The organism is Tepidamorphus sp. 3E244, assembly GCF_046159835.1.
Lineage (GTDB): Bacteria > Pseudomonadota > Alphaproteobacteria > Rhizobiales > Tepidamorphaceae > JACKJK01.
The window spans coordinates 487,547-514,149 of record NZ_JBJXCY010000001.1 but is presented as its reverse complement, the minus strand read 5'-3'; the positions used below and the strand labels follow the sequence as shown (position 1 = coordinate 514,149).

28 protein-coding genes are annotated in these 26,603 nt (G+C 65.7%); 13 read left to right on the top strand and 15 right to left on the bottom strand.

Features of this window, described 5'->3' with window-relative positions:
* Positions 1-251 precede the first annotated feature (251 nt).
* Positions 252-428 carry a hypothetical protein gene (locus ACKTEK_RS02445; RefSeq protein WP_409163649.1) on the top strand — a complete coding sequence of 59 codons (177 nt, stop codon included), beginning with the start codon at positions 252-254 and terminating at the stop codon, positions 426-428.
* A 24-nt stretch (positions 429-452) separates the two neighbouring features.
* On the opposite strand, the gene ACKTEK_RS02440 is transcribed toward ACKTEK_RS02445, so the two are convergent.
* From ACKTEK_RS02440 to pdxH, 4 genes are read right to left on the bottom strand one after another with little or no spacing between them, the layout of a single operon-like run.
* The gene (locus ACKTEK_RS02440) at positions 453-1,076 is read right to left on the bottom strand and encodes a LysE/ArgO family amino acid transporter (RefSeq protein WP_409163648.1); all 624 of its coding nucleotides are present in this window, start codon (positions 1,074-1,076) and stop codon (positions 453-455) included.
* Positions 1,073-1,879 (bottom strand): FG-GAP repeat domain-containing protein, encoded by an 807-nt coding sequence (locus ACKTEK_RS02435; RefSeq protein WP_409163647.1) that lies wholly within the window; start codon positions 1,877-1,879, stop codon positions 1,073-1,075. The genes ACKTEK_RS02440 and ACKTEK_RS02435 overlap by 4 nt, the downstream gene beginning before the upstream one ends.
* A gap of 11 nt (positions 1,880-1,890) precedes the next feature.
* Positions 1,891-2,643: an SDR family NAD(P)-dependent oxidoreductase gene (locus tag ACKTEK_RS02430; protein WP_409163646.1), complete on the bottom strand. Its 753-nt coding sequence runs from the start codon at positions 2,641-2,643 to the stop codon at positions 1,891-1,893.
* Positions 2,644-2,652: 9 nt separating this feature from the next.
* Entirely contained in the window at positions 2,653-3,282 is a 630-nt protein-coding gene (gene pdxH / locus ACKTEK_RS02425) for a pyridoxamine 5'-phosphate oxidase (RefSeq protein WP_409163645.1), read from the bottom strand.
* Positions 3,283-3,438: 156 nt separating this feature from the next.
* On the opposite strand from pdxH, the gene ACKTEK_RS02420 reads away from it, so the two are divergent.
* The 5 genes from ACKTEK_RS02420 (at position 3,439) to ACKTEK_RS02400 (ending at position 7,512) form a co-directional block, all read left to right on the top strand.
* Positions 3,439-3,849: a hypothetical protein gene (locus ACKTEK_RS02420; RefSeq protein WP_409163644.1), complete on the top strand. Its 411-nt coding sequence runs from the start codon at positions 3,439-3,441 to the stop codon at positions 3,847-3,849.
* Positions 3,850-3,984: 135 nt separating this feature from the next.
* Positions 3,985-4,935 (top strand): DnaJ C-terminal domain-containing protein, encoded by a 951-nt coding sequence (locus ACKTEK_RS02415; protein WP_409163643.1) that lies wholly within the window; start codon positions 3,985-3,987, stop codon positions 4,933-4,935.
* A gap of 106 nt (positions 4,936-5,041) precedes the next feature.
* The gene (gene fabI / locus ACKTEK_RS02410; RefSeq protein WP_409163642.1) at positions 5,042-5,866 is read left to right on the top strand and encodes an enoyl-ACP reductase FabI; all 825 of its coding nucleotides are present in this window, start codon (positions 5,042-5,044) and stop codon (positions 5,864-5,866) included.
* Positions 5,867-5,881: 15 nt separating this feature from the next.
* On the top strand, positions 5,882-6,886 hold the full coding sequence (locus ACKTEK_RS02405) for an NADP-dependent oxidoreductase (RefSeq protein WP_409163641.1): 1,005 nt from the start codon (positions 5,882-5,884) through the stop codon (positions 6,884-6,886).
* Complete coding sequence (locus ACKTEK_RS02400; RefSeq protein ID WP_409163640.1) at positions 6,886-7,512, top strand: histidine phosphatase family protein; 627 nt, start codon at positions 6,886-6,888, stop codon at positions 7,510-7,512. The genes ACKTEK_RS02405 and ACKTEK_RS02400 overlap by 1 nt, the downstream gene beginning before the upstream one ends.
* Positions 7,513-7,540: 28 nt before the next feature.
* Here the strand turns inward: ACKTEK_RS02400 and ACKTEK_RS02395 are convergent, their stop codons facing one another.
* Together ACKTEK_RS02395 and ACKTEK_RS02390 are read right to left on the bottom strand one after the other, a co-directional pair.
* Positions 7,541-8,143: a copper chaperone PCu(A)C gene (locus ACKTEK_RS02395; RefSeq protein ID WP_409163639.1), complete on the bottom strand. Its 603-nt coding sequence runs from the start codon at positions 8,141-8,143 to the stop codon at positions 7,541-7,543.
* A gap of 59 nt (positions 8,144-8,202) precedes the next feature.
* Positions 8,203-8,583, bottom strand: a complete 381-nt coding sequence (locus ACKTEK_RS02390; RefSeq protein WP_409163638.1) for a hypothetical protein — start codon at positions 8,581-8,583, stop codon at positions 8,203-8,205.
* Positions 8,584-8,721: 138 nt separating this feature from the next.
* On the opposite strand from ACKTEK_RS02390, the gene ACKTEK_RS02385 reads away from it, so the two are divergent.
* The 3 genes from ACKTEK_RS02385 to ribB all read left to right on the top strand — a co-directional run bounded on the left by ACKTEK_RS02385 (position 8,722) and on the right by ribB (position 11,609).
* Positions 8,722-9,327 (top strand): hypothetical protein, encoded by a 606-nt coding sequence (locus tag ACKTEK_RS02385; protein WP_409163637.1) that lies wholly within the window; start codon positions 8,722-8,724, stop codon positions 9,325-9,327.
* 76 nt (positions 9,328-9,403) lie between these two features.
* Positions 9,404-10,498 (top strand): chorismate synthase, encoded by a 1,095-nt coding sequence (aroC, locus tag ACKTEK_RS02380; RefSeq protein ID WP_409163636.1) that lies wholly within the window; start codon positions 9,404-9,406, stop codon positions 10,496-10,498.
* Positions 10,499-10,511: 13 nt separating this feature from the next.
* On the top strand, positions 10,512-11,609 hold the full coding sequence (gene ribB / locus ACKTEK_RS02375; RefSeq protein ID WP_409163635.1) for a 3,4-dihydroxy-2-butanone-4-phosphate synthase: 1,098 nt from the start codon (positions 10,512-10,514) through the stop codon (positions 11,607-11,609).
* 4 nt (positions 11,610-11,613) lie between these two features.
* Here the strand turns inward: ribB and ACKTEK_RS02370 are convergent, their stop codons facing one another.
* Entirely contained in the window at positions 11,614-12,087 is a 474-nt protein-coding gene (locus ACKTEK_RS02370; protein WP_409163634.1) for an Lrp/AsnC family transcriptional regulator, read from the bottom strand.
* 135 nt (positions 12,088-12,222) lie between these two features.
* Between ACKTEK_RS02370 and ald the strand changes: the two genes are divergently transcribed.
* The gene (gene ald, locus ACKTEK_RS02365; protein ID WP_409163633.1) at positions 12,223-13,341 is read left to right on the top strand and encodes an alanine dehydrogenase; all 1,119 of its coding nucleotides are present in this window, start codon (positions 12,223-12,225) and stop codon (positions 13,339-13,341) included.
* Here the strand turns inward: ald and ACKTEK_RS02360 are convergent, their stop codons facing one another.
* From ACKTEK_RS02360 to ACKTEK_RS02325, 8 genes are all read right to left on the bottom strand, one after another.
* Positions 13,342-14,493, bottom strand: a complete 1,152-nt coding sequence (locus ACKTEK_RS02360; protein ID WP_409163632.1) for a class I SAM-dependent methyltransferase — start codon at positions 14,491-14,493, stop codon at positions 13,342-13,344.
* Positions 14,494-14,547: 54 nt separating this feature from the next.
* Positions 14,548-15,309 (bottom strand): TlyA family RNA methyltransferase, encoded by a 762-nt coding sequence (locus tag ACKTEK_RS02355; protein WP_409163631.1) that lies wholly within the window; start codon positions 15,307-15,309, stop codon positions 14,548-14,550.
* A gap of 58 nt (positions 15,310-15,367) precedes the next feature.
* Positions 15,368-16,927: a pilus assembly protein TadG-related protein gene (locus tag ACKTEK_RS02350; RefSeq protein ID WP_409163630.1), complete on the bottom strand. Its 1,560-nt coding sequence runs from the start codon at positions 16,925-16,927 to the stop codon at positions 15,368-15,370.
* Between the two features lie 122 nt (positions 16,928-17,049).
* Positions 17,050-18,972 carry a 1-deoxy-D-xylulose-5-phosphate synthase gene (gene dxs, locus ACKTEK_RS02345; protein WP_409163629.1) on the bottom strand — a complete coding sequence of 641 codons (1,923 nt, stop codon included), beginning with the start codon at positions 18,970-18,972 and terminating at the stop codon, positions 17,050-17,052.
* An 85-nt stretch (positions 18,973-19,057) separates the two neighbouring features.
* The gene (locus tag ACKTEK_RS02340; RefSeq protein ID WP_409163628.1) at positions 19,058-20,428 is read right to left on the bottom strand and encodes a hypothetical protein; all 1,371 of its coding nucleotides are present in this window, start codon (positions 20,426-20,428) and stop codon (positions 19,058-19,060) included.
* Positions 20,429-20,479: 51 nt separating this feature from the next.
* Entirely contained in the window at positions 20,480-20,740 is a 261-nt protein-coding gene (locus ACKTEK_RS02335; protein WP_409163627.1) for an exodeoxyribonuclease VII small subunit, read from the bottom strand.
* A gap of 28 nt (positions 20,741-20,768) precedes the next feature.
* A complete protein-coding gene (locus tag ACKTEK_RS02330) occupies positions 20,769-21,695 on the bottom strand; it encodes a histone deacetylase family protein (protein WP_409163626.1) in 927 nt (308 codons plus the stop codon).
* 51 nt (positions 21,696-21,746) lie between these two features.
* Positions 21,747-23,513 (bottom strand): acyl-CoA dehydrogenase, encoded by a 1,767-nt coding sequence (locus tag ACKTEK_RS02325; protein WP_409163625.1) that lies wholly within the window; start codon positions 23,511-23,513, stop codon positions 21,747-21,749.
* Positions 23,514-23,654: 141 nt separating this feature from the next.
* Here ACKTEK_RS02325 and ACKTEK_RS02320 point away from each other — a divergent pair, with 141 nt between their 5' ends.
* From ACKTEK_RS02320 to ACKTEK_RS02310, 3 genes are read left to right on the top strand one after another with little or no spacing between them, the layout of a single operon-like run.
* Positions 23,655-24,641 carry an L-threonylcarbamoyladenylate synthase gene (locus ACKTEK_RS02320; protein WP_409163624.1) on the top strand — a complete coding sequence of 329 codons (987 nt, stop codon included), beginning with the start codon at positions 23,655-23,657 and terminating at the stop codon, positions 24,639-24,641.
* Positions 24,642-24,698: 57 nt separating this feature from the next.
* On the top strand, positions 24,699-26,135 hold the full coding sequence (locus tag ACKTEK_RS02315; RefSeq protein WP_409163623.1) for an FAD-binding oxidoreductase: 1,437 nt from the start codon (positions 24,699-24,701) through the stop codon (positions 26,133-26,135).
* Between the two features lie 11 nt (positions 26,136-26,146).
* Entirely contained in the window at positions 26,147-26,599 is a 453-nt protein-coding gene (locus ACKTEK_RS02310; RefSeq protein WP_409163622.1) for a GNAT family acetyltransferase, read from the top strand.
* Positions 26,600-26,603 lie beyond the last annotated feature (4 nt).

Sequence of the window (26,603 nt, the reverse complement as noted above, 5' to 3'; positions counted from 1 at the left end):
GCAACAAGCGATTTGAAAAGAACTGAACACTGGCCGCGTCGGGAGCAATTAACTTTTCACCAACCATGTTGGGGTGCACTGTTGATTCATCCGAGGGCGTTGCCTCGGATTTGACGAATTCGGGGCGCACCTCGCGGCCTGAAAGGCCGACGGCCGATGCGACGACGACTTATGCTGCCGCACCAGGCGCGCCGACCTTAGTGGTCAAGGCAAGCAAGCGAGACAGGCAAAAGCCTGTCAGGAGTCGAGAGATGGCTGAGTTTCAGCAACCGGAAGATCCGCGCCAGAACGAGGCGCTTGAATCCAAGTTTCACGAAGTTGGCATTTCCGCAGTGACGGCAGCGGCATCCTACTGCCCGTCCCTGAAGGCGAAGTCGGCCCGGCGGACCTACAACCCGCAATTCAGCTCGGTGATGGACACCGACTGATCCACTGCCGGACCAGCCGGCGCTTCAAGCCGGCTCTCCACGCAGTAGCGATATGGCAATCGCCGTCATTGTCACGGCGATGAGCACGTCCAGCGCGCGCCAGGCCATCGGCTTGGCAAACAGCGGCGCAAGCAGGCGTGCGCCATATCCAAGACCAGCGAACCAGACGAACGACGCGAGCGAGCCGCCTGCCCAGAAGGCCAGGCGGGCCGTTCCGCCCTGCTCGACCGACGCGATGCCAAACAGCACCACGGTGTCGAGGTAGACGTGCGGGTTGGCCCAGGTGAACAGCAGCGCGGCGGTGACGGCCCCAGCAAGCGTCGGCTTTGAGTCGGCGCGCGGGCGCAGCGCGTCCGGCATCGTCGCGCGCTTCAGGGCCAGTCCCGCATAGACCAGCAGGAACGCAGCCCCGCCCCAGGTGGCAACCGTGATGAGCGTTTCGGACTGGCGCACCAGTTCCCCCAGGCCCAGCACCCCCGCCGCGATCAGCAGCGCATCCGACACGGCACAGATGAGCACCACCGGCGTGACGTATTCGCGCAGGATGCCCTGGCGCAGCACGAAGGCATTCTGCGCACCAATGGCAATGATGAGCGTCAGTCCGAGGGCAAAGCCGACGAGAACCGCCGTGACGTCGTCGACGCTCACTGGCGGAAGTCCGCAGCCGACAGGCTGGCAACTTCTCCGGAGGCCAGCGGCACTGTGAGGCGCGCGCCGGAGACGCTGAAATCTCCCACGGCGCGGTCGGCGAGTTCGGCGTGCGCGACCACGGTCACGGAATCCGCGCTGACGGTGACCGCCATGAGGTTTTCGCGCGACTGGTCCGGAATCACGAGTTCGGCCTTGCCGTCGCCGGTCACGTCGATCATCGCCGACAGCGCAAGAGCGCGTGAGCCGATGACGTGGTTGGAAAAGCCGCCGAGTTCGCCCTGCTTGCGCAGGCCTTCTTCGCCCAGTTCCCAGACCTGCAATGCGCCGCCGATATGCGGCGTGCGGACGGCGGCGATCTCAAGCTGTCCGTCGCCGTCGAAATCGTGGATGGCGGCGATGTTCAGCCAGCGGTTGCGCAGGCCGATATCATCGCTGGCTGCGACCTGACGGAAGGTTTCACCGCGTAGACCGTAGACGGCGACAGCCGCCCCGCCCGACAGGCTGGAACGGATGGTGATGACCTCGTTGCGCCCGTCCCCGTCGAGATCGGCGATGCGCGGTGTCAGGTCCTCGAAGACATGGCGGGCGTCGAGTTCCATCTCCATCACGGTACCGTCGCGCAGGCGCACGGCGAGCGCGCCTGCCTCGATCGCGTCACCCAGCACGCCGTGGCCATAGCGGCGCGTCGGCGCGGTGTACCAGGCCTCAGCGATGTCGCCGGAGACGGACGTCGCCTTGCCGCCATCCGGCAGGCCGATGTGCTCGGCCCATGCAGGCAATGCGAGCGCGGCGAACGCCACGACACATGCGATCAGACGTGCTGGCCGCCATTGATGTGGATTTCGGCTCCGGTGACGTAGGACGCGGTTTCGGTGCATAGGGCATAGATGATCTTGGCGACTTCGTCCGGTTTGCCCAGACGGCGCAGGGGAATTTGCTCGACGATCTTTTCGGTGCCGGGGCTGAGGATCGAGGTGTCGATCTCGCCGGGCGCAATCGCATTGACGCGAACGCCCAGCGGCCCGAAATCGTTCGCCATTTCCCGGGTCAGCGAGGCAAGTGCCGCCTTGGAGGTGGCGTAGGCGGCGCCTGCGAACGGGTGCACGCTGGAGCCGGCGATCGAGGTGACGTTGACCACCGCGCCCTTGGCTGCCTGCAGCTCGTCGAGGAGGCCGCGCGCCAGCATCACCGGGCCGAAGAAGTTCACCTGGAACACCTTGAGCCAGTCAGCGACCGGCATGTCCATCGCGCCAAGCCGCTTGCCGCCTTCGCCCTTCGGGGAGATGGCCGCGTTGTTGACGAGCGCGTTGAGCTGGCCGCCGTCCTGCTTCAGGCGTTCCTTCATCTCGGCGATCCCGTCACTGGTATTCTCGATGTCGCCAAGGTCGATCTGGATGTGATCCTCGGGGCCGGCATCCCACGGGCAGTTTTCCGGGAACGCGTGGCGTGAGCAGGTGATGACCCGCCAGCCGGCGCTCGAAAACCGCTTCACCGTGGCATGACCGATGCCGCGGCTGGCCCCGGTCAGGATCAGGGTGCGTCTTGGTCCGTCATAACTCGGCATCTGTTTGCCTCAGGGGTAAAGCCGCGTGGCCGACCAGGGCTGGCCGGACGCCTTGCGGGAAAACTTGACGCGGTCGTGCAGCCGGAACGGCTTGTCGCGCCAGAACTCGATCTCGACCGGCTCGATGCGGAAACCCGACCAGTGCGGCGGGCGGTCGATCTCGCCGACATTGAATTTTGCCGTCCACTCCGCCACCGACTTCTCCAGTGCGAAGCGGCTCTCGAGCGGGCGCGACTGGCTCGAAGCCCATGCCCCGATCCGGCTGCCGCGCGGACGCGAGGCGAAATACTCGTCCGCCTCCTGCGGCGACACGGGCGTCACGTTGCCGCGCACACGCACCTGGCGGCGCAGCGACTTCCAGTGCATCACGAAGGCTGCCTTCGGGGCCGCGGCAAGTTCGTCGCCCTTGGCGCTTTCAAGGTTGGTGTAGAAGACGAAGCCGTCCGCGTCCCATCCCTTCAGCAGCACCATGCGCACGTTGGGCAGTCCGTCGGGATCAACGGTCGACAGCGCCATGGCGTTGGGGTCGTTCGGCTCGCTCTTCTGGGCTTCGGCAAACCATTCCGCGAATTGGGCAAATGGGTCCAATCCCGCGTCGGGGTCACCATCCATTAACTGATCTTCGATGATACTGGACATCTAGAGTACCCGGTCTGTGCAGACGGATCCGACAGCGCCGCAGATTTTGCCGCGGCGCGTTCTACGGAATCGCGAACAGGTCGGAAGGTAGTTGCGTTGAGTCAGGTGGAAAGCCCGAACATGTTCAGTGGCACGATATACAGAAGCTCCGTTGCGATGGCGAGGGCCGTCGCCGCAGGGGCACTGTGCATCGCGGTCGCCGCGTGTTCGCTGCCGATGAACCGCTTCTCGCTCAGCCAGTCCACCGGATCAATCATCCCCTCCGCCAGCAATTCCACCGCCGTCGAGGCGCCGTTCCTGGTGTCGTTCGTCGGCAATGACGCGTGGCCTTCGCTCAAGGCAGCGTTGATCACCGCGCTGATCGACCGCGAGGATGGCGAACGCGTCAACTGGAAGGGTGGCAATGTCAGCTCCGGCACCGTGACGCCGATCGGCACGCTGACTGCCGGCGACGGCCGCCGCTGCCGCCGCATCGCGGTCACGGCCAAGTCCGGCCGGGGCGCGGATGAAATCCTCTCCGAGGCCTGCCCGATCGGCACCAACGGCTGGTCCGTCACCCCGCTGTGATGCGCCGCTGAGCAGCCCGAAAGGGTTGCATTTTTCGCAGGCAATACCGACATATGACCCAAAGACGTGCGCCGGCATCCGCCGCGCGCGCCTCACTCATTGATTTTGCAAACAGGTGGCGACGAATAGCGCATCATGGCAACGCGCGATCCATATACCGTTCTGGGCGTGTCCAAGTCCGCAAGCACCGCTGACGTGAAGTCGGCGTTCCGCAAGCTTGCGAAGAAGTTCCATCCCGACGCGAACAAGGACGACCCGAAGGCGCAGGAGCGCTTCTCGGAGGTGAACACCGCCTACGAGATGCTGTCCGACACCGAAAAGCGCGCGCAGTTCGACCGTGGCGAGATCGATGCCGACGGCAACCCCAAATTTGCAGGCTTCGATCCGCGACAGGCCGGCGGCGGCGGTGGACGCTCGCAGCGCGGCTTCGCGTTCCGCTCCGGCCCGGGTGGCAGCGCGGAGTTCGATGCCCACGACCTGTTCGGCGACATCCTCGGCGCATTTGCCGGCGGGCGCAGGCCCGGCCCCGGCGGCATGGGTGGAGGCATGGGCGGCGGCTTTTCCGCCGACCCGTCCGCTGCCCCGAGCGCACCGGAACTGAAAGCCGACGCTCCGGTCACGCTGGAAGAGCTGGCAGGCGGCGGCAAGGTCCGTGTCATGCTGCCCGACGGACGCACGCTCGACGTGACGATCCCCGCAGGATCGCGCACGGGCAGCGAATTGCGGCTGAAGGGCCAAGGCGCGCCCGACCCCCTCACCGGGCAGCGCGGCGACGTGCGACTGACGATTCGGCTCAAGAACCACCCGCACTTGAAGGTCGACGGCGATGACCTGCGGCTGGAACAGTCCGTGCCGCTGGCCGATGCCGTCCTGGGCGGCAAGGTGCGCATCAAGACGCTTACCGGGCAGGCCAATCTCACCGTTCCCAAGGGCACGAATGGCGGCAAGGTGCTGCGCCTGAAGGGCAAGGGCCTGCCGAAAAAGGCCGGTGGGAACGGCGACCTTCTCGTCGTGCTGAACATCCAGCTTCCCGAAAACGATGCCGAACTGGAAGCCCTGATGGAGCAGCGCCGGGCCAAGGCCTGAGGCGCAGACGCAGGGGTGTCATGTCCCGGCCCAAGTCTTGAGGCTGGCAGCGGGCTTGTATATGACTGGCTTTCCATCAGCCTCGCGTTCGACGAAAGCCTCCGACATGACAGACAGTTCCAACTCCACTGCCGGATTGATGCGGGGCAAGCGTGGCCTGATCATGGGCGTGGCGAACAACCGCTCCATCGCCTACGGGATTGCCAAGGCCTGCGCCGATGCGGGCGCCGAGCTGGCCTTCACCTACCAGGGCGATGCGCTGAAGAAGCGCGTCGAACCGCTGGCCGAGGAACTTGGCGGCATCGTCGTCGGTCATTGCGACGTTACCGACGACTCCTCCATGGACGCGGTCTTCGCCGAAGTCGAGAAGCAGTGGGGCAAGTTCGACTTTCTCGTCCATGCCATCGCGTTCTCCGACAAGGACCAGCTGACCGGGCGCTACGTCGATACGACGGCTGACAACTTCTCCAAGTCGCTGCTGATTTCCTGCTTCTCCTTCACGGCCATCGCGCAGCGCGCGGAAAAGCTGATGAACGAGGGCGGCAGCTTGCTGACCCTGACCTATTACGGCGCCGAGAAGGTCATGCCCCACTACAACGTCATGGGTGTTGCCAAAGCAGCGCTTGAGGCAAGCGTGCGCTACCTCGCCGTGGACCTCGGCGGCAACGGCATCCGCGTCAACGCGATCTCCGCCGGGCCGATCAAGACACTGGCGGCGTCCGGCATCGGCGACTTCCGCTACATCCTGAAATGGAACGAGTACAACTCGGCGCTGAAGCGCACCGTGACGATCGACGAGGTTGGCTCATCCGCGCTCTATCTGCTCAGCGACCTGAGCCGTGGCGTGACCGGCGAAGTCCACCATGTCGACAGCGGCTATCACGTCGTCGGCATGAAGGCGGTCGACGCGCCAGACATTTCAACCGTTTGACCGGAGGGCGGCTGCGTGGCTGAGACCAACAGGACCGCCCGGCTATCGTCGCGCCCGACGGGCATGCTCCAGCGCGACAACTTCGAGATTGCCAGCGAAGAGCTGCCCGAACCCGGCGACGGCGAATTCCGCGTCCGCATCTCCCACATCTCGCTCGACCCGGCCATGCGCGGCTGGGTGAACGACGCCAAGTCTTACGTGCCGCCGGTTGGCATCGGCGAGGTGATGCGCGCCATCGCGGTGGGGACGGTGGAAGCGTCCCGCAATTCGAAATTCGCCGATGGCGACACGGTGACCGGTCTCTTCGGCGTGCAGGAATACGCCGTGTCCGACGGGTCCGGCGTCATCAAGGTCGATACCTCCAAGGCCCCGCCCGAACGCTGGATCGGCGGACTGGGGATGCCCGGCATGACCGCCTATTTCGGTCTCACCGAGATCGCGGTGCCCAACGAGGGCGAGACGGTCGTCGTGTCAGCGGCGTCCGGCGCGGTCGGCTCCATCGTCGGGCAGATCGCCAGGATCAAGGGATGCCGCGCGGTCGGGATCGCGGGCGGCGCGGAGAAGTGCGCCTACGTCACCGATGAACTCGGCTTCGACGCCTGCGTCGACTACAAGGCCGACGACCTGCGCGGGCAATTGTCCGCCGCCTGCCCGGACGGCATCGACGTGCTGTTTGAAAATGTCGGCGGCGAGATCCACGACACCTGCCTGTCGCTGATGAACTTTCGAGGGCGCGTCGCCATCTGCGGGATGATCTCCGCCTACAACGCGACCGAGCCGGTGCCGGGGCCGTACAATTACCGTTCCATCCTGGTGAACCGGCTCAACGTGCGCGGCTTCATCGTCTTCGACTTCATCTCGCAATATCCGCAAGCCGCCAAGCAGCTCGGCGAATGGCACGGCGCGGGCAAGCTGAAGATCCGCGAAGACGTGCGCGAAGGCGGCATCGACGCCTTCCCCGACGTGCTGAACCTCCTCTACACGAGTGGCAATTTCGGCAAGCTGGTTCTCAAGGTCTGATGCGCGACGACGGACCCCGCGCCGCGCCACCCTTTCGCGTACCCGAAATCCGGGTTCCGCTGATCGCGATCCGCCACGGCCAGACCGACTGGAATGCCGAAGGCCGGTTGCAGGGCCAGCGCGACATCCCGCTGAACGAGACCGGCCGCGCGCAGGCGCGCCGCAACGGCGAGACGCTGCGCACGCATCTGCCCGACGAGAGCGGCTGGGACTTCGTCTCCAGTCCGCTGGGCCGCACGCAGGAGACCATGCGCATCGTGCGCGAGGCCATGGGCCTTGATCCGCAGGCCTATTCGCTGGAGCCGCGCATCGCGGAAGCGACCTTCGGTGATCTCGAAGGCTGGACGATGGACGAGCTGAAGGCGAAGAACCGCCCGGCGCACCGCGCCCGCAAGGCCGACCGCTGGGGCTTCGTGCCGCCGAACGGCGAAAGCTACGTGATGCTGGCGGAGCGCGTGACCGACTGGCTTGAAAGCCTGACGCAGCCGACGGTCGCCGTGTGTCACGGGGGTGTAATCCGGATCTTCCGTGCGATGCTGGAAGGCGACCACCCGAGCCTGTTCAACGGGCCGCCGACGCAGGACCGGATCTACGTCATCGAAGGCGGCGAGGGACGGTGGGTCTGACACCCACCGCCCGAATTTTCTCTGGTCTTCAGTTCGACTTGCCGTGGCCGGAATGGTCCATGGACTCGTGGCCCTCGGCGTCGTGGTTCATGGTGCCGTATCCCATCTTCCCATGGTCATGCTCCATGCCGCCCGGCTCCTTCGCGCCGATCTTGTCGACGGAGAATTCCACCTCGACATCGCCGGCCTTCTCGAAGGTCAGCGTCACCTTGCGCTTCTCTCCTTCGACAAGCTGCTCGCTCAGCCCCATGAACATGACGTGCAGGCCGCCGGGCTTGAGCTCGACCGTCTCGCCGGCAGGCACCTCGATGCCGCCCTCGACCGGGCGCATGACCATGGTGCCACCATCGGTCTTCATCTCGTGAAACTCGACCTTGTCGGCAAATGTCGCGCTGCCGGAAACGAGCCGGTCGGCCTCGGTGCCGTTGTTGGTGACGGTGAGATAGCCGCCGCCGACCTTGGCGGCACCCGGCGTGGCGCGCGCCCAGGGGTGGTCGATGTGCAAATCACCGAGCTTGTATTCGTGCGCCGAGACCAACGGCAGGCTGGCGGCGAGCGCGATGAAAGTGAAAGCGAAGGTCAGGGCAAGCGTGCGGATGCCGCTCATGCGGCAAGACATGATGCGCGTCATGGCATCGTCCTTTCAGTCTGAATTTCGTCAAAGCCGCCGGTCATCCGGCAGCGCAAATGTCAGGCTGAGAGGACAGGCGGCGCGCGAACCCGCGCGCCGGGAAAGGCTGCCGGGCGCACCGCGATCTGGCTTGTCGCCACGTAGGCGACCGACAAGAAATCGGTCGGCACACAATGCGTGGCTTCGGGTGCACTGGCGAGGCCCGGCGACGCGATCAGGTTGCAGAAGTCGCAATGGCCGCGCGACAGCTGGATCGGCGCGCCGTCAGGCGAGAACCCGAGGCAAAGTTCGGCCAGTGTCTGGAAATCCGCGCGGTCGCCCTGCGATGCCGCAGCACCCAGCCGGAAGCCCTGCGCGTTGACGAGCGCTGCCAGCAGGAAGGCCAATGCCGCCCAAAGGGCGAGCCGTCTGTTGCGGATCGGGTTCATTGCGGAGCGCAAGATATGGCCATCGCCACGGCTTGAAAAGCGGCCAATCGCCAAAGCGCCATTTTGCCACAAGCTGCGGGCAACATTGCAGTCCGGCTCGCTTGCCTGTTCAATCAGGTCTGCGCCAATCTCTCGCGAGGAGCAATTACGATGTTCAGACCTGCCATAGCTGCTGCCTTCGTGACCGCCTTCCTCGCAACCCCTGCCATGGCCGAGGAGTGCGCCGGGAAGGTCGCCCGGCTGATGGTGGAATGGACCGAGTTCCGCGAACCGACCGTCTCGAAGATGGAGGTCGTGACCGAGGGACAGGGCAAGACGCACAGCGAGTTCGCGCAATCGGCCTGGGACCACTACCTCTACAAGCCGACGGAGCCTGCCGGCGGGCCGTGGTACCTGACCCATGACGGCACCATGTACCAGTCCACCGACGAAGGTGGGTCGTGGGTCGCGCTGCATTCCTTCGACAAGCAGGACACCCGCGAGAAGAATATCGCGTCGGTCGAGGCGCAGGCGCAGACGGTGGAGAACGCCGTGTGCGGCGAGGAAACGCTCGATGGCGTCGCCCACGAGACGCTGGAGGCCGACACCCATATGAGCGAACCGACCGAGGTGCACACCCACGCGAAGTACTGGGTGAACAAGGAAACCGGGTTCGTCTCCAAGTCGATCATCACCATGCAGCAGCCCGGTTTCCAGAGCACCACGACGCAAGTCGCGTCTCCTGCCCCGGACCTCACCCTGCCCTTGCCGGAATAGCGCAGCGCGGCATGTTTGACGCGCGCCCTGCCCTCACCTAGAACCGGCCATCCCTCAAGGGCGCAGCAAGAGTTCCATGTCCCACAATTCGTTCGGCCATCTGTTCCGCATCACGACGTTCGGCGAAAGCCACGGGGCCGCGCTCGGCTGCGTGATCGACGGGTGCCCGCCCGGCATTGCGCTGAGCGTGGACGAAATTCAGGCCGATCTCGACCGGCGCAAGCCCGGCCAGTCGCGCTTCACCACGCAGCGGCGCGAGGCCGACGAGGTGGAAATCCTCTCCGGCGTGTTCGAGGACGAGCGCACCAACGGACAGGTCACCACCGGCACGCCCATCGGGCTGCTGATCCGCAACACGGACCAGCGCTCCAAGGACTATTCCGGGATTCGCGACAGCTACCGCCCCGGTCATGCCGACATGACCTACGACGCCAAGTACGGCGTGCGCGACTATCGCGGCGGGGGCCGGTCTTCCGCGCGCGAAACGGCCGCCCGCGTGGCGGCTGGCGCCATCGCCCGCAAGGTGGTGCCGGGCGTCAAGGTGCGCGCCGCGCTGGTGCAGATGGGCCCGCACAAGATTAACCGCGACAACTGGAACTGGGACGAGGTTTCCAACAACCCGTTCTTCTGCCCGGACGCCAGGGCGGCGGAACTCTGGGCCGACTATCTCGACGGCATCCGCAAGGCGGGTTCTTCCATCGGCGCGGTGATCGAGGTGGTGGCCGAAGGCGTGCCCGAAGGTCTCGGCGCGCCGGTCTACGGCAAGCTCGACCAGGATATCGCCTCGGCAATGATGTCCATCAACGCGGTGAAGGGCGTTGAGATCGGCGCGGGCTTCGCATCGGCCGAACTAACGGGCGAAGAAAACGCCGACGAGATGCGTGCCAGCAATGAAGGTCGCCCGCATTTCCTGTCGAACCATGCCGGCGGCATCCTCGGCGGCATTTCGAGCGGACAGCCGATCGTCGCGCGCTTCGCGGTGAAGCCGACTTCGTCCATCCTGACGCCGCGCAAGTCCGTCACGTCCTCTGGCGAAGAGACGGACGTTGTGACCAAGGGCCGCCACGACCCCTGTGTCGGTATCCGCGCGGTTCCTGTCGGCGAGGCGATGCTGGCCATCGTGCTGGCCGACCACTATCTGCGTCACCGTGGCCAGACGGGCCGGGTGTAGAAGAAAGCATTCCATGACCAGCGACCAGACGCGCGTAGCCGAAGCCATCCGCGCCTTCGAGGCCGGGGAAATCGTCGTCGTGACCGATGACGATGACCGTGAGAACGAAGGCGATCTCGTCATTTCCGCGAGCCTTTGCACGCCGGAGAAGATGGCGTTCATCATCCGCCATACCTGCGGCATCGTGTGCACGCCCATGACGCGGGCCGACGCCAAGCGCCTGAAGCTGGATGCGATGGTGGCCGACAACGATTCCCCGCACGGCACCGCATTCACCGTCACCATCGACTACCGCCATGGCACGACCACCGGCATCTCGGCGGAAGACCGCACGGCGACCGCCCGCGCACTCGCCAACGGCAATTGCGGCGCGGAGGACTTCGTGCGCCCGGGCCACATCTTCCCGCTGGTCGCCAAGGAAGGCGGCGTGCTGATGCGTTCCGGCCATACGGAGGCCGCCGTCGACCTGTGCACGCTGGCGGGCCTGCCGCCGGTCGGCGTCATCTGCGAACTGGTCAACGACGACGGCACCGTGAAGAAGGGTCCGGACGTCTTCGCCTTTGCCGAGGAACACGGGCTGAAGCTGCTCTCGGTCGCCGACCTCATTGCCTATCGCCAGCGCACCGAGCGGCTGGTGGAGCGGGTCGCGGAAAGCAAGGTGGAAACCTTCGCCGGGCCCGCAACCGCTATCACCTACGCCACGCCGTGGGACCCGATGCAGCACCTCGCCATCGTCTATGGCGATATCCGCGACGGCAATGACGTGCCAGTGCGCCTGCACCTTGAATCCGTGGTGGAAGACGTCTTCGAAGGCTCCGACCTGCGCCGCATCGTCGAGCGCATCGCCGAAGGCGGACGCGGCGTCGTGATCTACCTGCGGGAAGGCTCTGTCGGCGTGTCGCGCAGCTCCGACCGCCCGCGCCCGCCGGTTGGCGAGGAAGACCACGGGTCTGCCTCGCTGCGCTCCGACCAGTGGCGCGAGATCGGGCTTGGCGCGCAGATCCTCAACGATCTCGGCGTCAGCACGATCCGGCTCATCACCAGCCGCGAGCGACACTATGTCGGCCTGTCGGGCTACGGCATCGACATCACCGCCACCGACATCATCTGAAGCCTCAGATCGGCAGCGCGGTGGTCTTCTTCACGGTGCGCAGGGTCAGCGTCGACTGGACGCGGGTGACGCCGGGAAGCTGGGTCAGCGTTTCGGTGTGGATGCGTTCAAGGTCGTCCGCATCGCGGTAGACGACACGGACGAGGAAATCCGACTGTCCGGCCAGCAAGTGGCATTCGAGGATTTCCGGCACGCGGGCGACAGCGCGCTCGAAGGCATCGAGCGCCGCCCTGCCCTGCTGCTCCAGCGAGATGTGCACGAAAGCCGTTCCGGGCAGGCCGCAGGCACGCTGGTCGAGGATCGCGGCGTAACCGCCGATCAGTCCCTTTTCCTCCAAGGCGCGCACCCGTCGCAGGCAGGCGGACTGGGACAGGCCGACACGCTCGGCGAGGTCGGAATTGCTGATGCGGCCATCCTTCTGAAGCGCGAGAAGAATCGCACGATCCACCGTGTCGAGACGGACTTGCGCAAGTTTCATCCGCTTTGCCCCCTTGCACGCAATTGCCTGCGAATATCGTGATCCACGCGCGCGAGTTTGCAAACAGATTTCGTGCGCCATTTGTCATGGTGGAGCCACACCAAGCCCGAATGGGCCACCAGAGGAGAATTCCAGATGCTTGTCGGCGTGCCGAAGGAAACCAAGAACCACGAATACCGGGTCGGCCTCGTGCCTTCGAGCGTCGCAGAACTCGTCCACAACGGGCACGAGGTCATCATCGAGACGGAAGCCGGCACCGGTTGCGGGCAGACGGATGCCGACTACCAGGCCGCCGGGGCGCGGATCGTCAACTCCGCCGACGAGATCTGGTCGCAGGCCGAGATGGTGGTGAAGGTGAAGGAGCCGCTCGACTTCGAGCGCAAGAAGCTGAACCCCGACCAGATCCTCTTCACCTACCTGCATCTCGCCCCCGACGAGGAGCAGACGCAGGACCTGATCGAGTCCGGCGCGATCTGCATCGCCTATGAAACCGTGACCGCTCCCAATGGCTCGCTGCCGCTGCTCTCGCCCATGTCGGAAGTCGCAGGCCGCATGGCGACGCAGGTCGCGGCACGCTGCCTCGAGAAGGAAATCGGCGGGCGCGGCGTGCTGCTCGGTGGCGTGCCGGGTGTGCCGGCGGGCGATGTGGTCATTCTCGGCGGCGGCATGGCGGGCACCAACGCAGCCCTCATCGCGCTCGGCATGGGCGCGACGGTGACCATCGTCGACCGCTCTGCCGACGTGCTGCGCCGCGCGGTGACGACATTCGGCACCGCCATCCGCACGGTGTTTTCCACGCGCGATGCAATCTACCGGCTGGTGACAGGGGCGGACGCCGTCATCTCCACCGTGCTGGTTCCGGGTGCGGAAACGCCGAAGCTGCTGACCGCCGACATGGTGCGCGACATGAAGTCGGGCGCCTGCATCGTCGATGTCGCCATCGACCAGGGCGGCTCGTCGGAGACCAGCAAGCCGACCTCGCATTCCGACCCGACCTACATCGTCGACGACGTGGTGCATTACTGCGTGACGAACATGCCGGGCGCCGTTGCGCGCACCTCCACCTTCGCGCTGAACAACGTCACCCTTCCCTTCACGCTGGCGATTGCCAATCACGGCTACCGCCGCGCGCTCGGCCTCGACCCGCACTTGCGCGCCGGGCTGAACGTCCACAAGGGCCACGTGACCTACAAGGCCGTCGCAGACGCGCAGGGGCTGGACTACGTGCCGGCGGAAGCCGAACTGAAGCTCTGATCAGGCCTCGTCCGGCTTGCGATAGACCGAGACCTTCGACAGGAAGGCGGGCACGTGCCGCACCGGCTCCAGCCCACCTTCAGCGAAGATCGCGTCGAGATCGTCGCGGATGTAGTTGTCGTAGTAGGGCTCGTGGAAGCGACCGGGGAAGCTCTCCAGGATGCGGTCGTAACCGTGCGTGTCGCCGATCTGAAGCGAATCCATGAAGACGAGAATGCCGCCGGGCTTGAGGATGCGGGCGAACTCCGCGCCCGCGATGCGGCGCACCTTCTGCGGCAGTTCGTGGAACAGGTAGACCGAGGTGACGATGTCCTGGCTCGCGTCGGGCAGCGGGATCTGCTCGGCATTGCCCATGGCGAGGCGCACCGGATAGCGCCGCTCGAGATGGCGACGCGCCTCGCGCAGGTACGCCTCCGACAGGTCGATGCCCGTCAGCTTCATGCGCGGATAGGCTTCGCGGATCGTGCGCAGGAAGCGGCCGGTTCCGCAGGCGATGTCGGCAAGCGCGATCTCGCGCTGGTCGCGGTCTGCGACGTGGTGGGCAATCGGCACCAGCGCCTGCCGACGCATGGCATTGCCGGTTCCGGCAAACAGCGATTCCACCTGCGCGTCGTAAAGGCGGGCGGAATGGTCCGTCAGGTAACCGTCCGTCTGATAATGGAAATTCTGCAGGTAGTAGCGCGGCAGGCCGGCACCCTCGCCGGTTTCCTGCGCCTTGCGCCAGACCTCCTGCCCGTCCTTCGCCTTGCGTCGGCGGTTGGCATCGGGAAGGTCGCGGAACAGCGCGCGGGTCTGCGCGATCAGTTGTGTGAACCCGCCATCAGCATCGCGCGGCATTGGGTATAAGCCAGCCTCGGCATTGGCGAGATCGCGTTCGAACAGGGCGCGCAGCCCCGGCATCAGCGAACGCGCGCCGCGCGCCATCTGTCCGCCGGTCGGCTCGCTCGGCAGCGGGGTTTCGGCGCGCTTGGTCTCCTCACCCGGATCGGCATCGTCGTCGCCGGACTCGACCGCGCGTGCCGTCAGCAGGCGCTGGCTCGTGTACCAGCCAACGCGCGTTGCCTGGCGCGCCGCATAGGCACCGCGCATCACTGCGCGGGCAAGCGATACGCGGCGCTTGCCGCGCCGGCCGTCTTCACGGGTCTCGGTCATCGATTGCGCGCTCCGTCTCAAGTACCCATCGCCCCACCGTCCTGAAACGATAGGTCAGGCGGGATGCGAGGTCGAGGCAGCTGCGGCGATGAGCCGCTCGCGGTTTCCATCACCGCCGGCAATCGGTGCATCGCAGGTGGCGACAACACGCCAGCCGGCTTCGACGATCGCGCGGCACACAGCATCAAAAGCGGCATCCACGTCGGCATCGGCGCGCACGATGCCGCCCTTGCCGATCCCGTCACGCCCGACCTCGAATTGCGGCTTGAACAGGAAGACGCCGCGCGCGCCGGGTCCCGCCAGTGCCAGCACCGCTGGCAGGATCAGCGTCAGCGAGATGAACGACACGTCCACGGCAACAAAATCAGGCGGCCAGGGCAGGTCGCCGGGTTCCAGATCGCGGGCGTTGATGCCCTCCATGACGCCGACGCGCGGATCATCGCGAAGCTCGGCCACCAGTTGGTCCCGGCCAACGTCGAGCGCGAGCACGTTGCTTGCGGCACGCTCCAGCAGCACCTGCGTGAAGCCGCCGGTGGACGCGCCGACATCGAGCGCCCGTACACCGGTGACGTCGAACGCCGCCGCTTCCAGCCCGGCGATGAGCTTCAGCGCGGAGCGCGAGACATAGGATGACGCGTCGTCTTCCAACGCCAGCTTCGCATCCGCCGGCACCTTGCGTGACGGCTTCGTCTCGACCCGGCCATCGACGCTGACGCAGCCGCGCAGCACCTGGTCGCGCGCCCGCGAACGGGACGGCGACAGGCCCGCCGCGACAAGCGCCTCGTCCAGCCTGAGATAGCGTTCGCGCTCGCCCATGAAAAAGCCCGCCCTCAAGGTCCGAAGGCGGGCTATAGCAAGTTGTGAGGCGCGTTGGCTATTTGGAAAGGCGCAAGTTGGACAGGTCGACCGCGATGGTGCGGAAGGCCAGCTTGAGTTCTTCGTTGCTGGGGCTGTCGAAATAAAGGTTCGGTGTGGTCGCGCAGGCCCGGAAGATGTCCTGTAGCGTATTGTCGTTCAGCTGGAACGTGATCGTGTAGATGCGGACGCCCTTTGCCTTGATGGATGCGCAGAGCTTTTCGACCTTGGCATTGACCTTCTGCACGGCCGACCAAGTGCTGGTCGTTCCCAGATTTCCCACTGACATATAGCCGTATCCGTTGTAGTCGGACTTGTTGTGGGTGTTCTGGCTGACGACGACGTTTTCACCGTCGGTCAGCAATATCAGCGCCTTCTCGACTTCTTCATCGTCATACTCGACACCTTCGGTGAACGGTGCTTCCGGCGACAGAACCCGCCAGCCCCAGGCGAGACCGAGCGCGATATTCGTGCCGGATGAACCCCAGGAGGTCATCAGGTTTGTGTCGGCGCGCAGCACCTCGACATTGTTTGTCAGCGGGCGCAACGGCTGCGGGCAAGACTTGTTCGGGCCGCGAGTGTTGGGTGCGGTTTCGTCTATGGACGGGCGAGACCCGGTGTACTTGTGGGTATGGCTCTGGCGATACTCGGACGTGCCCCAGACGCCGTCCGGCAAGTAGTTGTTCGAATAGCCCCAGCCGTAGTCCGGCTCGTCCGGCCACAGATAGGGCACCCACAGGGTATCCTTCTTGCCCGGATGAGGCGTGGTGTCGCTGGTGTCGTAAGGCTCGGCACGTGCTTCCACGCAGCCCTTCCACTCCACGCCCTTCATGGTCGCGTAGAGCGCGAAATGATTGGTGGGGCCAGTGTGCGGATCGAAGTTGATGCCGTTGCTCTGCGCTTCTCCGTTCTTGTCGATCCAGGCCGTCTTGAAGCCGTCCGCCTTGATGTTCACCGACGTGACGAAGGGGACCATTCCGACCTTGACCATCTCTTCGGAGTTCTTGCCGGCAAACAGGATGTCGAGAAGGTCGTGGGTGGCTTCGCGAAGGGCCTGTATCTTTCCGCCCGACCCCATGGAGCCGGTGTTGTCGAGCACGAGTGCGACCTCGACCTTCTTGTTTTCGCGGGTCACTTCGCTCGTCACCGTCACTGTCATTTCGGTCATCTTGACGATGCCGAGAACCGCCGTCTCGATGGTTGCGCTCAGCGTCGCATCGACGGTGGAGACCGTCTGGTGAAAGTCGGCGATCTTCCAGTCCAGCACCTTGCCATTGCTGACCAGCACGTCGCCGACATAGTTCTTGACGTAGGCCTTGGCCACGTCATCCGGGCCGGCAGGCGAGCGGGCAAGCGACAGCAGCGCGGAATCAAGCGCTGTCGAGAGTTCCGCCTTGGTCGCGATGGCGCGGGAGAAATCGATTGCCGCGCCGCCGATGGCGAATGCCGGCAATGACAGCAGCCCGGTCATGATCGCGACGTTGCCGCGCTGGTCCATGCGGAAGCGGCGGCAAAAATTCTGCAGGGTGGATTTCAGCGGCGCGAGCATGGCCGACTTGTCCTCATGAGGGTTGTTCATGAGGACGACCATGGCAGCCAGATTGGAAGGCCACGCTAAATCAATTCATCGACTTTTAAGGAAGCCGAAGAATCTGCCATTGCGCAGAAAAGCGCCCACCACCACGTGTCGGGCGATGTGCGTCAAGCCGTGCGGTTGGCGCTCGCGGCGTCGGTGCGGCCCAATGCGCCGAGCACGGTGGTGACGATGCCCGTCGCATCCAGACCGGCCTCTGCCACCATGGCTGCGGGCGAGCCGTGGTCGATGAAGCTGTCCGGCAGGCACAGCGGGCGGAACCGAAGACCGGAATCGAACACGCCTTCCCTGGCCAGCAATTCCATGACGCTGGAGGCAAAGCCGCCGGACGCACCCTCCTCGACCGTCACCAGCACTTCGTGCTCGCGGGCGAGCCGCAGGATGAGGTCGTTGTCGAGCGGCTTGGCGAAGCGGGCATCCGCCACGGTTGCCGACAACCCGTAGCCGGCCAGTTCGTCGGCGGCTTCCATGGCCGCGGCCAGACGCGTGCCGAGTGAGAGAATGGCGACCGAGGTGCCCTCGCGAAGGATGCGGCCACGACCGACTTCCAGCGGCTGCGGATCGACGGGAATTTCAACGCCCACGCCCTCGCCGCGCGGATAGCGGAAGGCACTGGGGCGATCGTCAATGGCAACGCTGGTGGAAACCATGCGCGCAAGTTCCGCCTCGTCCGACGGAGCCATGATGACGAAATCCGGCAGGCAGCTCAGGTAGGCAATGTCGTAAGCGCCTGCGTGCGTGGGACCATCCGCACCGACGAGACCGGCGCGGTCGATGGCAAACCGCACGGGCAGCTTCTGAATCGCCACGTCATGCACGACCTGGTCGTAACCGCGCTGCAGGAAGGTCGAGTAGATCGCGGCGAAGGGCTTGTAGCCCTCGCACGAAAGCCCTGCGGCAAAGGTCACCGCGTGCTGCTCGGCGATGCCGACATCGAAAGTACGGTCGGGGAACTTGTCGCCGAAGATATCCAGCCCGGTGCCGGACGGCATGGCCGCCGTGACCGCGACGATCCTGTCGTCCTTCTCCGCCTGCTGGACGAGTTGCTGGGCGAAGACCTTGGTGTAGGCCGGGGCATTCGGGCGGTTCTTGGCCTGCTCGCCCGTGACGACATTGAACTTGGCAACGCCGTGATACTTGTCGGCGGACTTCTCCGCCGGCGCGTATCCCTTGCCCTTCTCGGTCACGACGTGAACGAGGATCGGCCCGTCGTTGCAGGCCTTCACGTTCTTCAGGATGGGCAGAAGGTGGTCGAGATTGTGCCCGTCGATGGGGCCGACATAGTAAAAGCCCATCTCCTCGAACAGCGTGCCCCCGGTGAAGTAGGTGCGGGCATGCTCGACCGCGCGGGTAATCGCGCGGTCCCAGGTCTTGGGCAGGCGCGCGGTCAATTGCTTGGCGGCGTCGCGAAGCGTCAGGTAGGTGCGCCCGGAGACGAGCCGCGCGAGATACGCGCTCATGGCACCGACCGGCGGTGCAATCGACATGTCGTTGTCGTTGAGGATGACGATCAGGCGCTCGTGGCGCGCGCCGGCATTGTTCATCGCCTCGTAGGCCATGCCTGCCGACATCGCGCCATCGCCGATCACGGCGACGACGTGGTTGTCACGGCCGGCCAGGTCACGCGCCACCGCAAAGCCGAGGCCCGCGGAAATCGAGGTCGAGGAATGCGCCGCGCCGAACGGGTCGTATTCGCTCTCGGCGCGCTTGGTGAAACCCGACAGGCCGCCTGGCTGGCGCAACGTGCGGATACGGTCACGACGGCCTGTCAGAATCTTGTGCGGATAGCACTGGTGGCCAACGTCCCAGATCACCTTGTCGTCGGGCGTGTCGAACAGGTAGTGCAGCGCAACCGTCAGCTCGACAACGCCGAGCCCCGCGCCCAGATGGCCGCCGGTCACCGACACCGCGTCGATTGTTTCCTGGCGAAGTTCCTCCGCCAGCTGCGGCAGCTGCGACTCATCCAGCTTGCGCAGGTCCTGAGGTGTCTGAACCTGATCGAGCAGCGGGGTTTTCGATGACGCGGTCACGTTTATACGGCTGTCCTGTACTGGCGGGAGCCTGCACCCTGACAGGCTCGCTTCACCTTGTGAAGTATGCGCGGAACGGGCGAATTCAGGTTGCCGAAGCATCCTTCCGCTTGCCGCGTTTCCTCTCTCTAGATGGTGTTTCCGGCAAATCTGGGAAGGCCAAGACCAATGGAACCGATTGCCGCATGAAAATGTCGGTTTCCTCCCAGCGATATTCCCAGAAATTCCGCTTTACGCGCTCGGCCACCGGGTCCGGCCCGGCGACGGTGAGGAAATAGTCCCACGGGTGCGGCTGGTCGTTGGCAAAGATCGTCTGGAAGTGCATCCGGAAGTAGTTCATCGAGAAGCGCGCATAGGTGTCGGCGGCCAGCGTGTCGCGCAGCGAGAGCCAGCGCACCACAGGGTTGGCGCGGGCATCGTCATCGGCAAGGCCCGCCGCAACGCCGGGGTCGTCCTCGAAATAGTTGATCATGTCCTGCCGGCCCTGAATCTCGATCCACAGCAGGTCGCGGTTCTCGGCAATTATGCGCACCGCTTCGCGCCGGGCTTCGGCAGCCGGGTGAAGCGTCGATGTGTTGAGGCAGGAACCGAGCGTGATGAGCGTGATCGGCGCACCCTTGCGGAACGCCTCCGCGTCGCGCTTGAGAGCGCGCGCCGTCGCCTCCACGATCATCATCGTGCCGTAGCTGTGGCCGATCAGCAGCGTCTCGTCGACATCGTCCTTGCGCACGGCATCCAGCACGTAACCGGCAAAGGCCTCGCAGCGCGCCTCCATGTCCGGGCGCTTTCCGACCGCGAAGTCACGGCAGAAGGTCCACAGGTCGGCCAGATGCTGGATGAAGGTGAACCGCGTGAACCACGCCCCGCCCGCGATTACCGCGAGGAAGCAGGCGAGTGCCGCCACAATGCGCAGCGGCGCGGAGAGAGGCAGCAGCTCCCATGCCGACCACGCGCCGAAGCCTGCCAGCAGGATGATCCCGGCGATGGCGAAGACCGGGTAGAGCCAAAGGATCAGCGTGCGGTGGAACGTGCGCGCCATCGCCAGCATCGCGCCGCTGAACAGGTAGTCGAAGAAGGTCGCGAAGCTGCGCGCCGCGCGTTCAGGAAACCAGCGCGCGAAATCTTCCGCGACGATATCGTCCCAGCGCAGCTGGATGTAGTCGGCCTGCGTGCGCCAGGCTTCCCCGTTGAGTTCGCCTTCCAGCGTCAGCGTCCAGCTCGACGTTTCGCCGTCCGCGGCATGCACCAACGGCGACAGCTCGAAGGAGAGTGGGCGCTCCTTGCAGTAGCGTTCGGCCTCGCGTTCCAGCAGGCCGTAGACCGCGCCCTCGGGCGGACGCGGGTCGTAGCCGCAGCAATAGACCACCCGGCGGCGCGCGACGGGGCCGCGATGGCGGCGGATGCCCGGATCGATGGGCTGCTCGCCCGAAGTGCGCAACGAACGCGCGTTACCCATTGGAGGAAGTTCCCTGGCGCACGGTTACGGCGCGCTTGCCATAGAACGAGCCTACTCGACGTCGAGCGGCTCGGTGCCCTTCGCCTGCCCGTCAGCACCGACCGTGATCTTCTCGATCTTCGCCTCGGCCTGCTTGAGCAGCTTGTCGCAATGACGGCGCAGCGCTTCGCCGCGCTCGTAGATGCGGATGGATTTCTCCAGCGGAACCTGCCCCTTTTCGAGTTCGCCGACGATGCGCTCAAGCTCCTTGAGCGCATCCTCGAAGCTCATCGCGGAGACGTCCGCGGGGGTCTCGCCTTGTTCCTGCGCCATGCGTGCAGTCTCCCGTCCCGTTGCCGCTCTAGCTGCCCATCAGCGCGCGCACGTGCGCGGCGACCGACAGCGACAGGCCCATGAGGTCATACCCGCCCTCGAGCACCGACACCACCCGGCCTTCGCACTGTTCGTCGGCGTAGTCCATCAGCTTGCGGGTTACCCAGGCGAAATCCTCTTCCGTCAGGTTGATGTTGGCGAGCGGGTCGCGCTCATGGGCATCGAAACCGGCGGAGATGATGATGAGGTCCGGCTTGTGCTTCTTCAGCGCGGGCAGGATGCGCACCTCCATCGCGTCCTTGAAGGCGACGCCATCGTCGCCGGGCTGAAGCGGCGCATTGCAGATGTTGCCGCAGCCAGTTTCGTTGGCAGCACCCGTGCCGGGGAACAGCGGCATCTGGTGGGTGGAGGCGTAGAACATCTCCGGGCGGTTCCAGAAGATGTCCTGCGTGCCGTTGCCGTGGTGGACGTCGAAATCGATCACAGCAACGCGCTCCGCGCCGTGCTTGTCGCGGGCGTGGAGGGCTGCGATCGCCGCGCTGTTGAACAGGCAGAAGCCCATGGCACGGGCTTCCTCGGCGTGATGGCCGGGCGGGCGCATGGCGCAGAAGGCGTTGTCCACCTTGCCGGTCATCACCTCGTCGACGGCGTAGGTCGCGGCACCCACCGCACGCATCACCGCTTCCCACGTGCCGGGGCTCATGGCGGTGTCGGCATCGATCCGCACCATGCCCTCACTGGGGGCGGCCTGTTCCAACGCGCGGATATATTCCTGCGGGTGGGCCTCGGCGATGGCGTCGAACTCGCCCATGGGCGCCTGTTCGCGCAGCAGCGGCTGGAAGACCTCGGCCTCCATCGCGCGCTCGATGGCGCGCAGGCGGTCGGGGCGTTCGGGATGGCCTTCCGGCACGAGGTGTTCGAGGCCGCAAGGATGGGACAGGTAAAGGGTGGACAAGGCTGAAACGTCTTTCTGTTCGAGGACTTTGTTCGGTCAGTATCTTGATCGTCAGGCGAGCAATGCAGCCTTTGCGGATTTCAGCGAGGCGGCCCCGCCGGTGATGGATGTCAGCAGCCCGGCGGTCGCGGGCATGAGGTTCTCGGCAAAGAAGCGCGCGGTCGCCGCATGGGCTTCGGACGAGCCGTTGGCGCGCAATGCGCCGGCTGCCATGTGCGTTCCGCCTGCTGCCAGGCCGAACAGTTCCAGATAGGGCGTTGCGCCCGCAAGGGCTGCATCCGGGTCTTGCGGCAGCGTCTCGAGCAACCAGCGCGTCGCCTCGCGCAAGTGCGCGATGCTGTCGCCCAGCCGTTCGGCTGTCGCGCCCAGGTCCGGCGAATTGGATGCGCGCACCGCATCGGCCAGCTCGTCGAGTTCGTCCATGAAGGCTTCCACCGCAGCCCCGCCGGACTGGGTGATCTTGCGGGTCACGAGGTCGATGGCCTGCACGCCGTTGGTGCCCTCGTAGATCTGGGCGATGCGGGCATCGCGCAGGTGCTGTGCCGCGCCGGTTTCCTCGATGTAGCCCATGCCGCCGTGGACCTGAACGCCGATGGACGCGACCTCGGTCCCGATATCGGTGGAGAAGGCCTTGGCGACGGGGGTGAGCAGGTTCGCGCGTTCGAGCGCCGCCTTGCGCGCAGCGTCATCCCCGCCGGACTTGGACCGGTCGATTGCATTGGCCGTGAGATAGCAGATGGCGCGCGCGGCATGGGTCAGCCCGCGCATGGTCATCAGGTTTCGCTGCACGTCCGGGTGCTCAATGATCGCGACGGTTTCCAGCGTTCCCATGCCGGGCTTGCGGCCCTGCCGGCGCTCCTGCGCGTAGGCCAGCGCCTGCTGGTAGGCGCGCTCGGCAATCGCCACGCCCTGAATGCCGACGTGAAGGCGGGCGTTGTTCATCATCGTGAACATGCAATTGAGGCCGCGATTTTCCTCGCCCAGCAGCCAGCCGGTCGCGCCGCCATTCTCGCCGAAGGCCATGGTGCAGGTGGCGGAGCCGTGAATGCCAAGCTTGTGCTCCAGCCCGATGCAGCGCACGTCGTTGCGCTCGCCCGGGGTCCCGTCCTCGGCCGGAATGAACTTCGGAACGAGGAACAGTGAAATGCCGCGCGTGCCTTCCGGCGCGTCGGGCAGGCGCGCCAGCACGAGGTGGACGATGTTGTCCGTCAGGTCGTGCTCGCCATAGGTGATGTAGATCTTGGTGCCGGTGATGGCGTAGGTGCCGTCGCCGTTCGGCACGGCCCTGGCGCGCAGCAGGGCGAGGTCGGTGCCGGCCTGCGGCTCGGTCAGGTTCATCGTGCCGGTCCACTCGCCCGAGACGAGCTTCGGCAAGTAGAGCGACTGCAACTCGTCCGAGCCGTGTTCGGTGACGGCTTCCACGGCACCCGCCGTCAGCACCGTGCCGATGCCGAAGGCCATGGAGGCTGCGTTCCACATGTCCTGCACGGCAACGGCGAGCGAGACCGGCAGGCCCTGACCGCCATGGTCGGCCGGTCCGGGCAGCGCGCCCCAGCCCCCTTCCACCCAGCGCTGGTAGGCATCCCTCCAGCCGTCCGGCAGCGTCACCGCATCACCGGAGAGGCTCGCGCCCTCGATGTCGCCGGAGCGGTTCAGCGGGGCGATCACGTCGGTTGCGAAGCGGCCCGCCTCTTCCAGCACGGCTTCGCCGAGGTCGGCGCTCAGGTCTTCATAGGCGCCGCTGTCGATCAGCTCGCCGAGACCAGCAATGGCATTCAGCGTGTGGGAAATGTCGGAAACCGGTGCGCGAAAAGACATCTTGCCTCCCCTTTCTGCCGCCAAATCGCTTGCCCGCGGGCGTCGAGGCCAGTAGGCGTTCGGGCAGGTTCGAAACGGACTCTATCGCCCGCCGGAACAGGTTGGAACACCCGATCCCCGAATGCGAGACATTCGCCGACAATGACCGCACCGCGCATCCTGCCAGCGAACGACCGTGAGGCCATCGCGCTTGCCGCCGATGCGCTGCGCGCGGGCGACCTCGTCGCCTTCCCGACCGAGACAGTCTACGGGCTGGGAGCGGATGCAGGCGACCCCCGCGCCGTGGCAAAGGTCTATGCCGCCAAGGGCCGACCAAGCTTCAACCCGCTGATTTCGCACTTCGCCGATACCGCTTCAGCGCAAGCGCACGGCGCATTCGGCGACGCCGCGATGAGGCTCGCCGACGCCTTCTGGCCGGGGCCGCTGACGCTGGTCGTATCGCGCAATCAGGCATCCAACATCAGCGACCTCGCCTGCGCCGGGCTCGAGACGGTTGCGCTTCGCGTGCCCAAGGGCGCGGACGCGCACGCGCTGCTGGCGGCCTTCGGCGGGCCGGTGGTCGCACCGTCCGCCAACCGCTCTGGCTACGTGAGCGCGACCACCGCGCAGCACGTGGCGGGCGACCTCGGGGAGGCGGTCGCGATCGTGCTCGACGGTGGACCGACAGGCATCGGCATCGAATCCACCATCGTCGACTGTTCGGGCGAGCGCGCGCGCATCCTGCGGTCGGGCGCCATCACCCGCGAACAGGTTCGCGAGGTTCTGGGCGAACTGCTGTCGGACGATGACGCGCACGACGGCGAGATCGCCGCGCCGGGGATGATGGCGTCGCACTACGCGCCGTCGGTTCCGGTCCGGCTCGACGCGCGCAGTATCCTGGCTGGCGAGGCTGCCATCCTGTTTGGTGGCACCGAACCGTCAGGCCTCGAGAACGCGGCACACGTCGCCAATCTCTCAACCTCCGGTGACCTGATCGAAGCCGCCGCAAATCTCTTCACCGTGCTGCGCGACCTCGACGCGGCAGGCGCGCGCGCCATTGCCGTTGCACCGATCCCGCAGACAGGGCTTGGCGAAGCGATCAACGACCGCTTGCGCCGCGCGGCGGCCCCGCGCGATAGTGGGTCTTGAAGTCAGCCACGGCGCGCGCGTGACGCGCGCCATTCCAAGCGAACGCGGCAGAACCTCATGAACCAGTCAGCACACAGCGCGCCTTCGGGCGCAAGTGCATTGCTTTCCCGTATCGCTTCCATCGTCGGGGCGGCGAACGTCCTGACCGATCAGGCCGACATGGCCGCGCACATGACCGAGCCGCGCGACAAGTATCACGGCAAGTCGCTGGGCGTGGTGCTGCCGGGCGACACGCAGGAGGTTTCGCAGGTGGTGCGGATGGCTGCGGAAGCCGGCATCGCCATCGTGCCGCAGGGCGGCAATACCGGTCTCGTCGGCGGGCAGATCCCCTCCGAAGCGGGGCACGAGCTGGTGATCTCGCTGAGGCGGCTGAACCGCATTCGCGCCATCGACACCTCCAGCAACACCATGACCGTGGAAGCCGGCTGCGTGCTGGAGACGGTGCAGAACGCCGCCGACGATGCGGACCGGCTGTTTCCGCTGTCGCTCGCCTCGGAAGGTTCCTGCACCATCGGCGGCAACATCGCCTCCAATGCCGGAGGCACGGCGGTGCTCGCCTATGGCAACACGCGCGAACTGGTGCTGGGGCTTGAAGTGGTGCTGGCCGACGGGCGCATCTGGGAGGGCCTGCGCTCGCTGCGTAAGGACAACACCGGCTACGACCTGAAGGACCTGTTCATCGGCAGCGAAGGCACGCTCGGCATCGTCACGGCGGCTGTCGTGAAGCTGTTCCCCAAGCCGCGCACGCGCTCGACCGCCATGGTCGCGCTGCACACGCTGGCCGACGCCATGTGGCTGCTCGACATCGCGCGCTCGACCGTTGGCCCGGCGCTGACGGCATTCGAGTTCATGCCGCGCATCGGGCTGGATTTCATCCTCACCCACGCACCTTCCACCCGCGATCCCTTCGGCGAGGACCACCCCTGGTACGTGCTGATGGAGTTTTCCTCCGGCACCGAGGACGCACTCGACGATGTGCTGGAACAGGTGCTGGCGGAAGCCTACGAGGCCGGCCACGTGCTTGATGCGATTCCCGCGAAGTCCGAGAGCGAGGCGAAGGATTTCTGGCAGCTGCGGATGCTGCTATCGGAGGTGCAGCGGCAGGAAGGCGGATCGATCAAGCACGACGTCGCCGTGCCGGTCGCCAAGGTCCCGCAATTCGTGCGCGAAGCCAGCGACGCGGTGACCGAGCTGGTGCCGGGTTGCCGCCCGGTGCCCTTCGGCCATCTCGGCGACGGCAACGTTCATTTCAACGTGTCGCAGCCGGTGGGCGGCGACAAGGCGGCGTTCCTCGCGCAGTGGGATGCTGTTTCCGAGAAGGTCCACGCAATCGTCCTCGACATGGGCGGGACGATCTCCGCCGAACACGGCATCGGGCGCATGAAGCGCGAGATGTTGGCGCGCACCAAGAGCGCGGTGGAAATGGACCTGATGCGCAAGATCAAGTCGGTGCTGGACCCCGACGGCATCCTCAACCCGGGCAAGGTTCTGTGAGCAAAACGACGATGAACGAGACCGAACTTGCGATCCGCGAGATGCGGACGGATGAAACCGATAGTGTTGCGGAGCTATGGAAGGCCTGCGGGCTGACGCGGCCGTGGAACGATCCGGGGCAGGACATCGACCTTGCCATGAGGGGCCAGGAATCCACCTTGCTCGTCGGCGAGGCGGACGGGCGGATTGCCGCCAGTGTCATGGTCGGTCACGACGGGCATCGCGGGACGGTCTACTATGTCAGCGTCCACCCGGACTTTCGCGGGCGCGGCTTCGGGCGGCAGGTGATGGATGCAGCGGAAGGCTGGCTCATGGCGCGCGGCATCTGGAAGCTGAACCTGCTGATCCGCACCGAGAACACGCAGGTCGAGGCGTTCTATTCCGCGCTCGGCTACGACGTGGAGCCGCGCACCGCCATGGCGAAATGGCTGGACCCTTCAAAGAACCCGGCCAACGCGCGCTAAAGCA

Bases quoted from the DNA above. Each gene is read 5' to 3' on its own strand.
- ACKTEK_RS02445 (WP_409163649.1), top strand. From the start codon at position 252: ATGGCTGAGTTTCAGCAACCGGAAGATCCGCGCCAGAACGAGGCGCTT.
- ACKTEK_RS02430 (WP_409163646.1), bottom strand. From the start codon at position 2,643: ATGCCGAGTTATGACGGACCAAGACGCACCCTGATCCTGACCGGGGCC.
- pdxH (WP_409163645.1), bottom strand. From the start codon at position 3,282: ATGTCCAGTATCATCGAAGATCAGTTAATGGATGGTGACCCCGACGCG.
- ACKTEK_RS02420 (WP_409163644.1), top strand. From the start codon at position 3,439: ATGGCGAGGGCCGTCGCCGCAGGGGCACTGTGCATCGCGGTCGCCGCG.
- ACKTEK_RS02415 (WP_409163643.1), top strand. From the start codon at position 3,985: ATGGCAACGCGCGATCCATATACCGTTCTGGGCGTGTCCAAGTCCGCA.
- fabI (WP_409163642.1), top strand. From the start codon at position 5,042: ATGACAGACAGTTCCAACTCCACTGCCGGATTGATGCGGGGCAAGCGT.
- ACKTEK_RS02400 (WP_409163640.1), top strand. From the start codon at position 6,886: ATGCGCGACGACGGACCCCGCGCCGCGCCACCCTTTCGCGTACCCGAA.
- ACKTEK_RS02395 (WP_409163639.1), bottom strand. From the start codon at position 8,143: ATGACGCGCATCATGTCTTGCCGCATGAGCGGCATCCGCACGCTTGCC.
- ACKTEK_RS02385 (WP_409163637.1), top strand. From the start codon at position 8,722: ATGTTCAGACCTGCCATAGCTGCTGCCTTCGTGACCGCCTTCCTCGCA.
- aroC (WP_409163636.1), top strand. From the start codon at position 9,404: ATGTCCCACAATTCGTTCGGCCATCTGTTCCGCATCACGACGTTCGGC.
- ribB (WP_409163635.1), top strand. From the start codon at position 10,512: ATGACCAGCGACCAGACGCGCGTAGCCGAAGCCATCCGCGCCTTCGAG.
- ACKTEK_RS02370 (WP_409163634.1), bottom strand. From the start codon at position 12,087: ATGAAACTTGCGCAAGTCCGTCTCGACACGGTGGATCGTGCGATTCTT.
- ald (WP_409163633.1), top strand. From the start codon at position 12,223: ATGCTTGTCGGCGTGCCGAAGGAAACCAAGAACCACGAATACCGGGTC.
- ACKTEK_RS02360 (WP_409163632.1), bottom strand. From the start codon at position 14,493: ATGACCGAGACCCGTGAAGACGGCCGGCGCGGCAAGCGCCGCGTATCG.
- ACKTEK_RS02355 (WP_409163631.1), bottom strand. From the start codon at position 15,309: ATGGGCGAGCGCGAACGCTATCTCAGGCTGGACGAGGCGCTTGTCGCG.
- ACKTEK_RS02350 (WP_409163630.1), bottom strand. From the start codon at position 16,927: ATGAACAACCCTCATGAGGACAAGTCGGCCATGCTCGCGCCGCTGAAA.
- ACKTEK_RS02340 (WP_409163628.1), bottom strand. From the start codon at position 20,428: ATGGGTAACGCGCGTTCGTTGCGCACTTCGGGCGAGCAGCCCATCGAT.
- ACKTEK_RS02335 (WP_409163627.1), bottom strand. From the start codon at position 20,740: ATGGCGCAGGAACAAGGCGAGACCCCCGCGGACGTCTCCGCGATGAGC.
- ACKTEK_RS02325 (WP_409163625.1), bottom strand. From the start codon at position 23,513: ATGTCTTTTCGCGCACCGGTTTCCGACATTTCCCACACGCTGAATGCC.
- ACKTEK_RS02320 (WP_409163624.1), top strand. From the start codon at position 23,655: ATGACCGCACCGCGCATCCTGCCAGCGAACGACCGTGAGGCCATCGCG.
- ACKTEK_RS02315 (WP_409163623.1), top strand. From the start codon at position 24,699: ATGAACCAGTCAGCACACAGCGCGCCTTCGGGCGCAAGTGCATTGCTT.
- ACKTEK_RS02310 (WP_409163622.1), top strand. From the start codon at position 26,147: ATGAACGAGACCGAACTTGCGATCCGCGAGATGCGGACGGATGAAACC.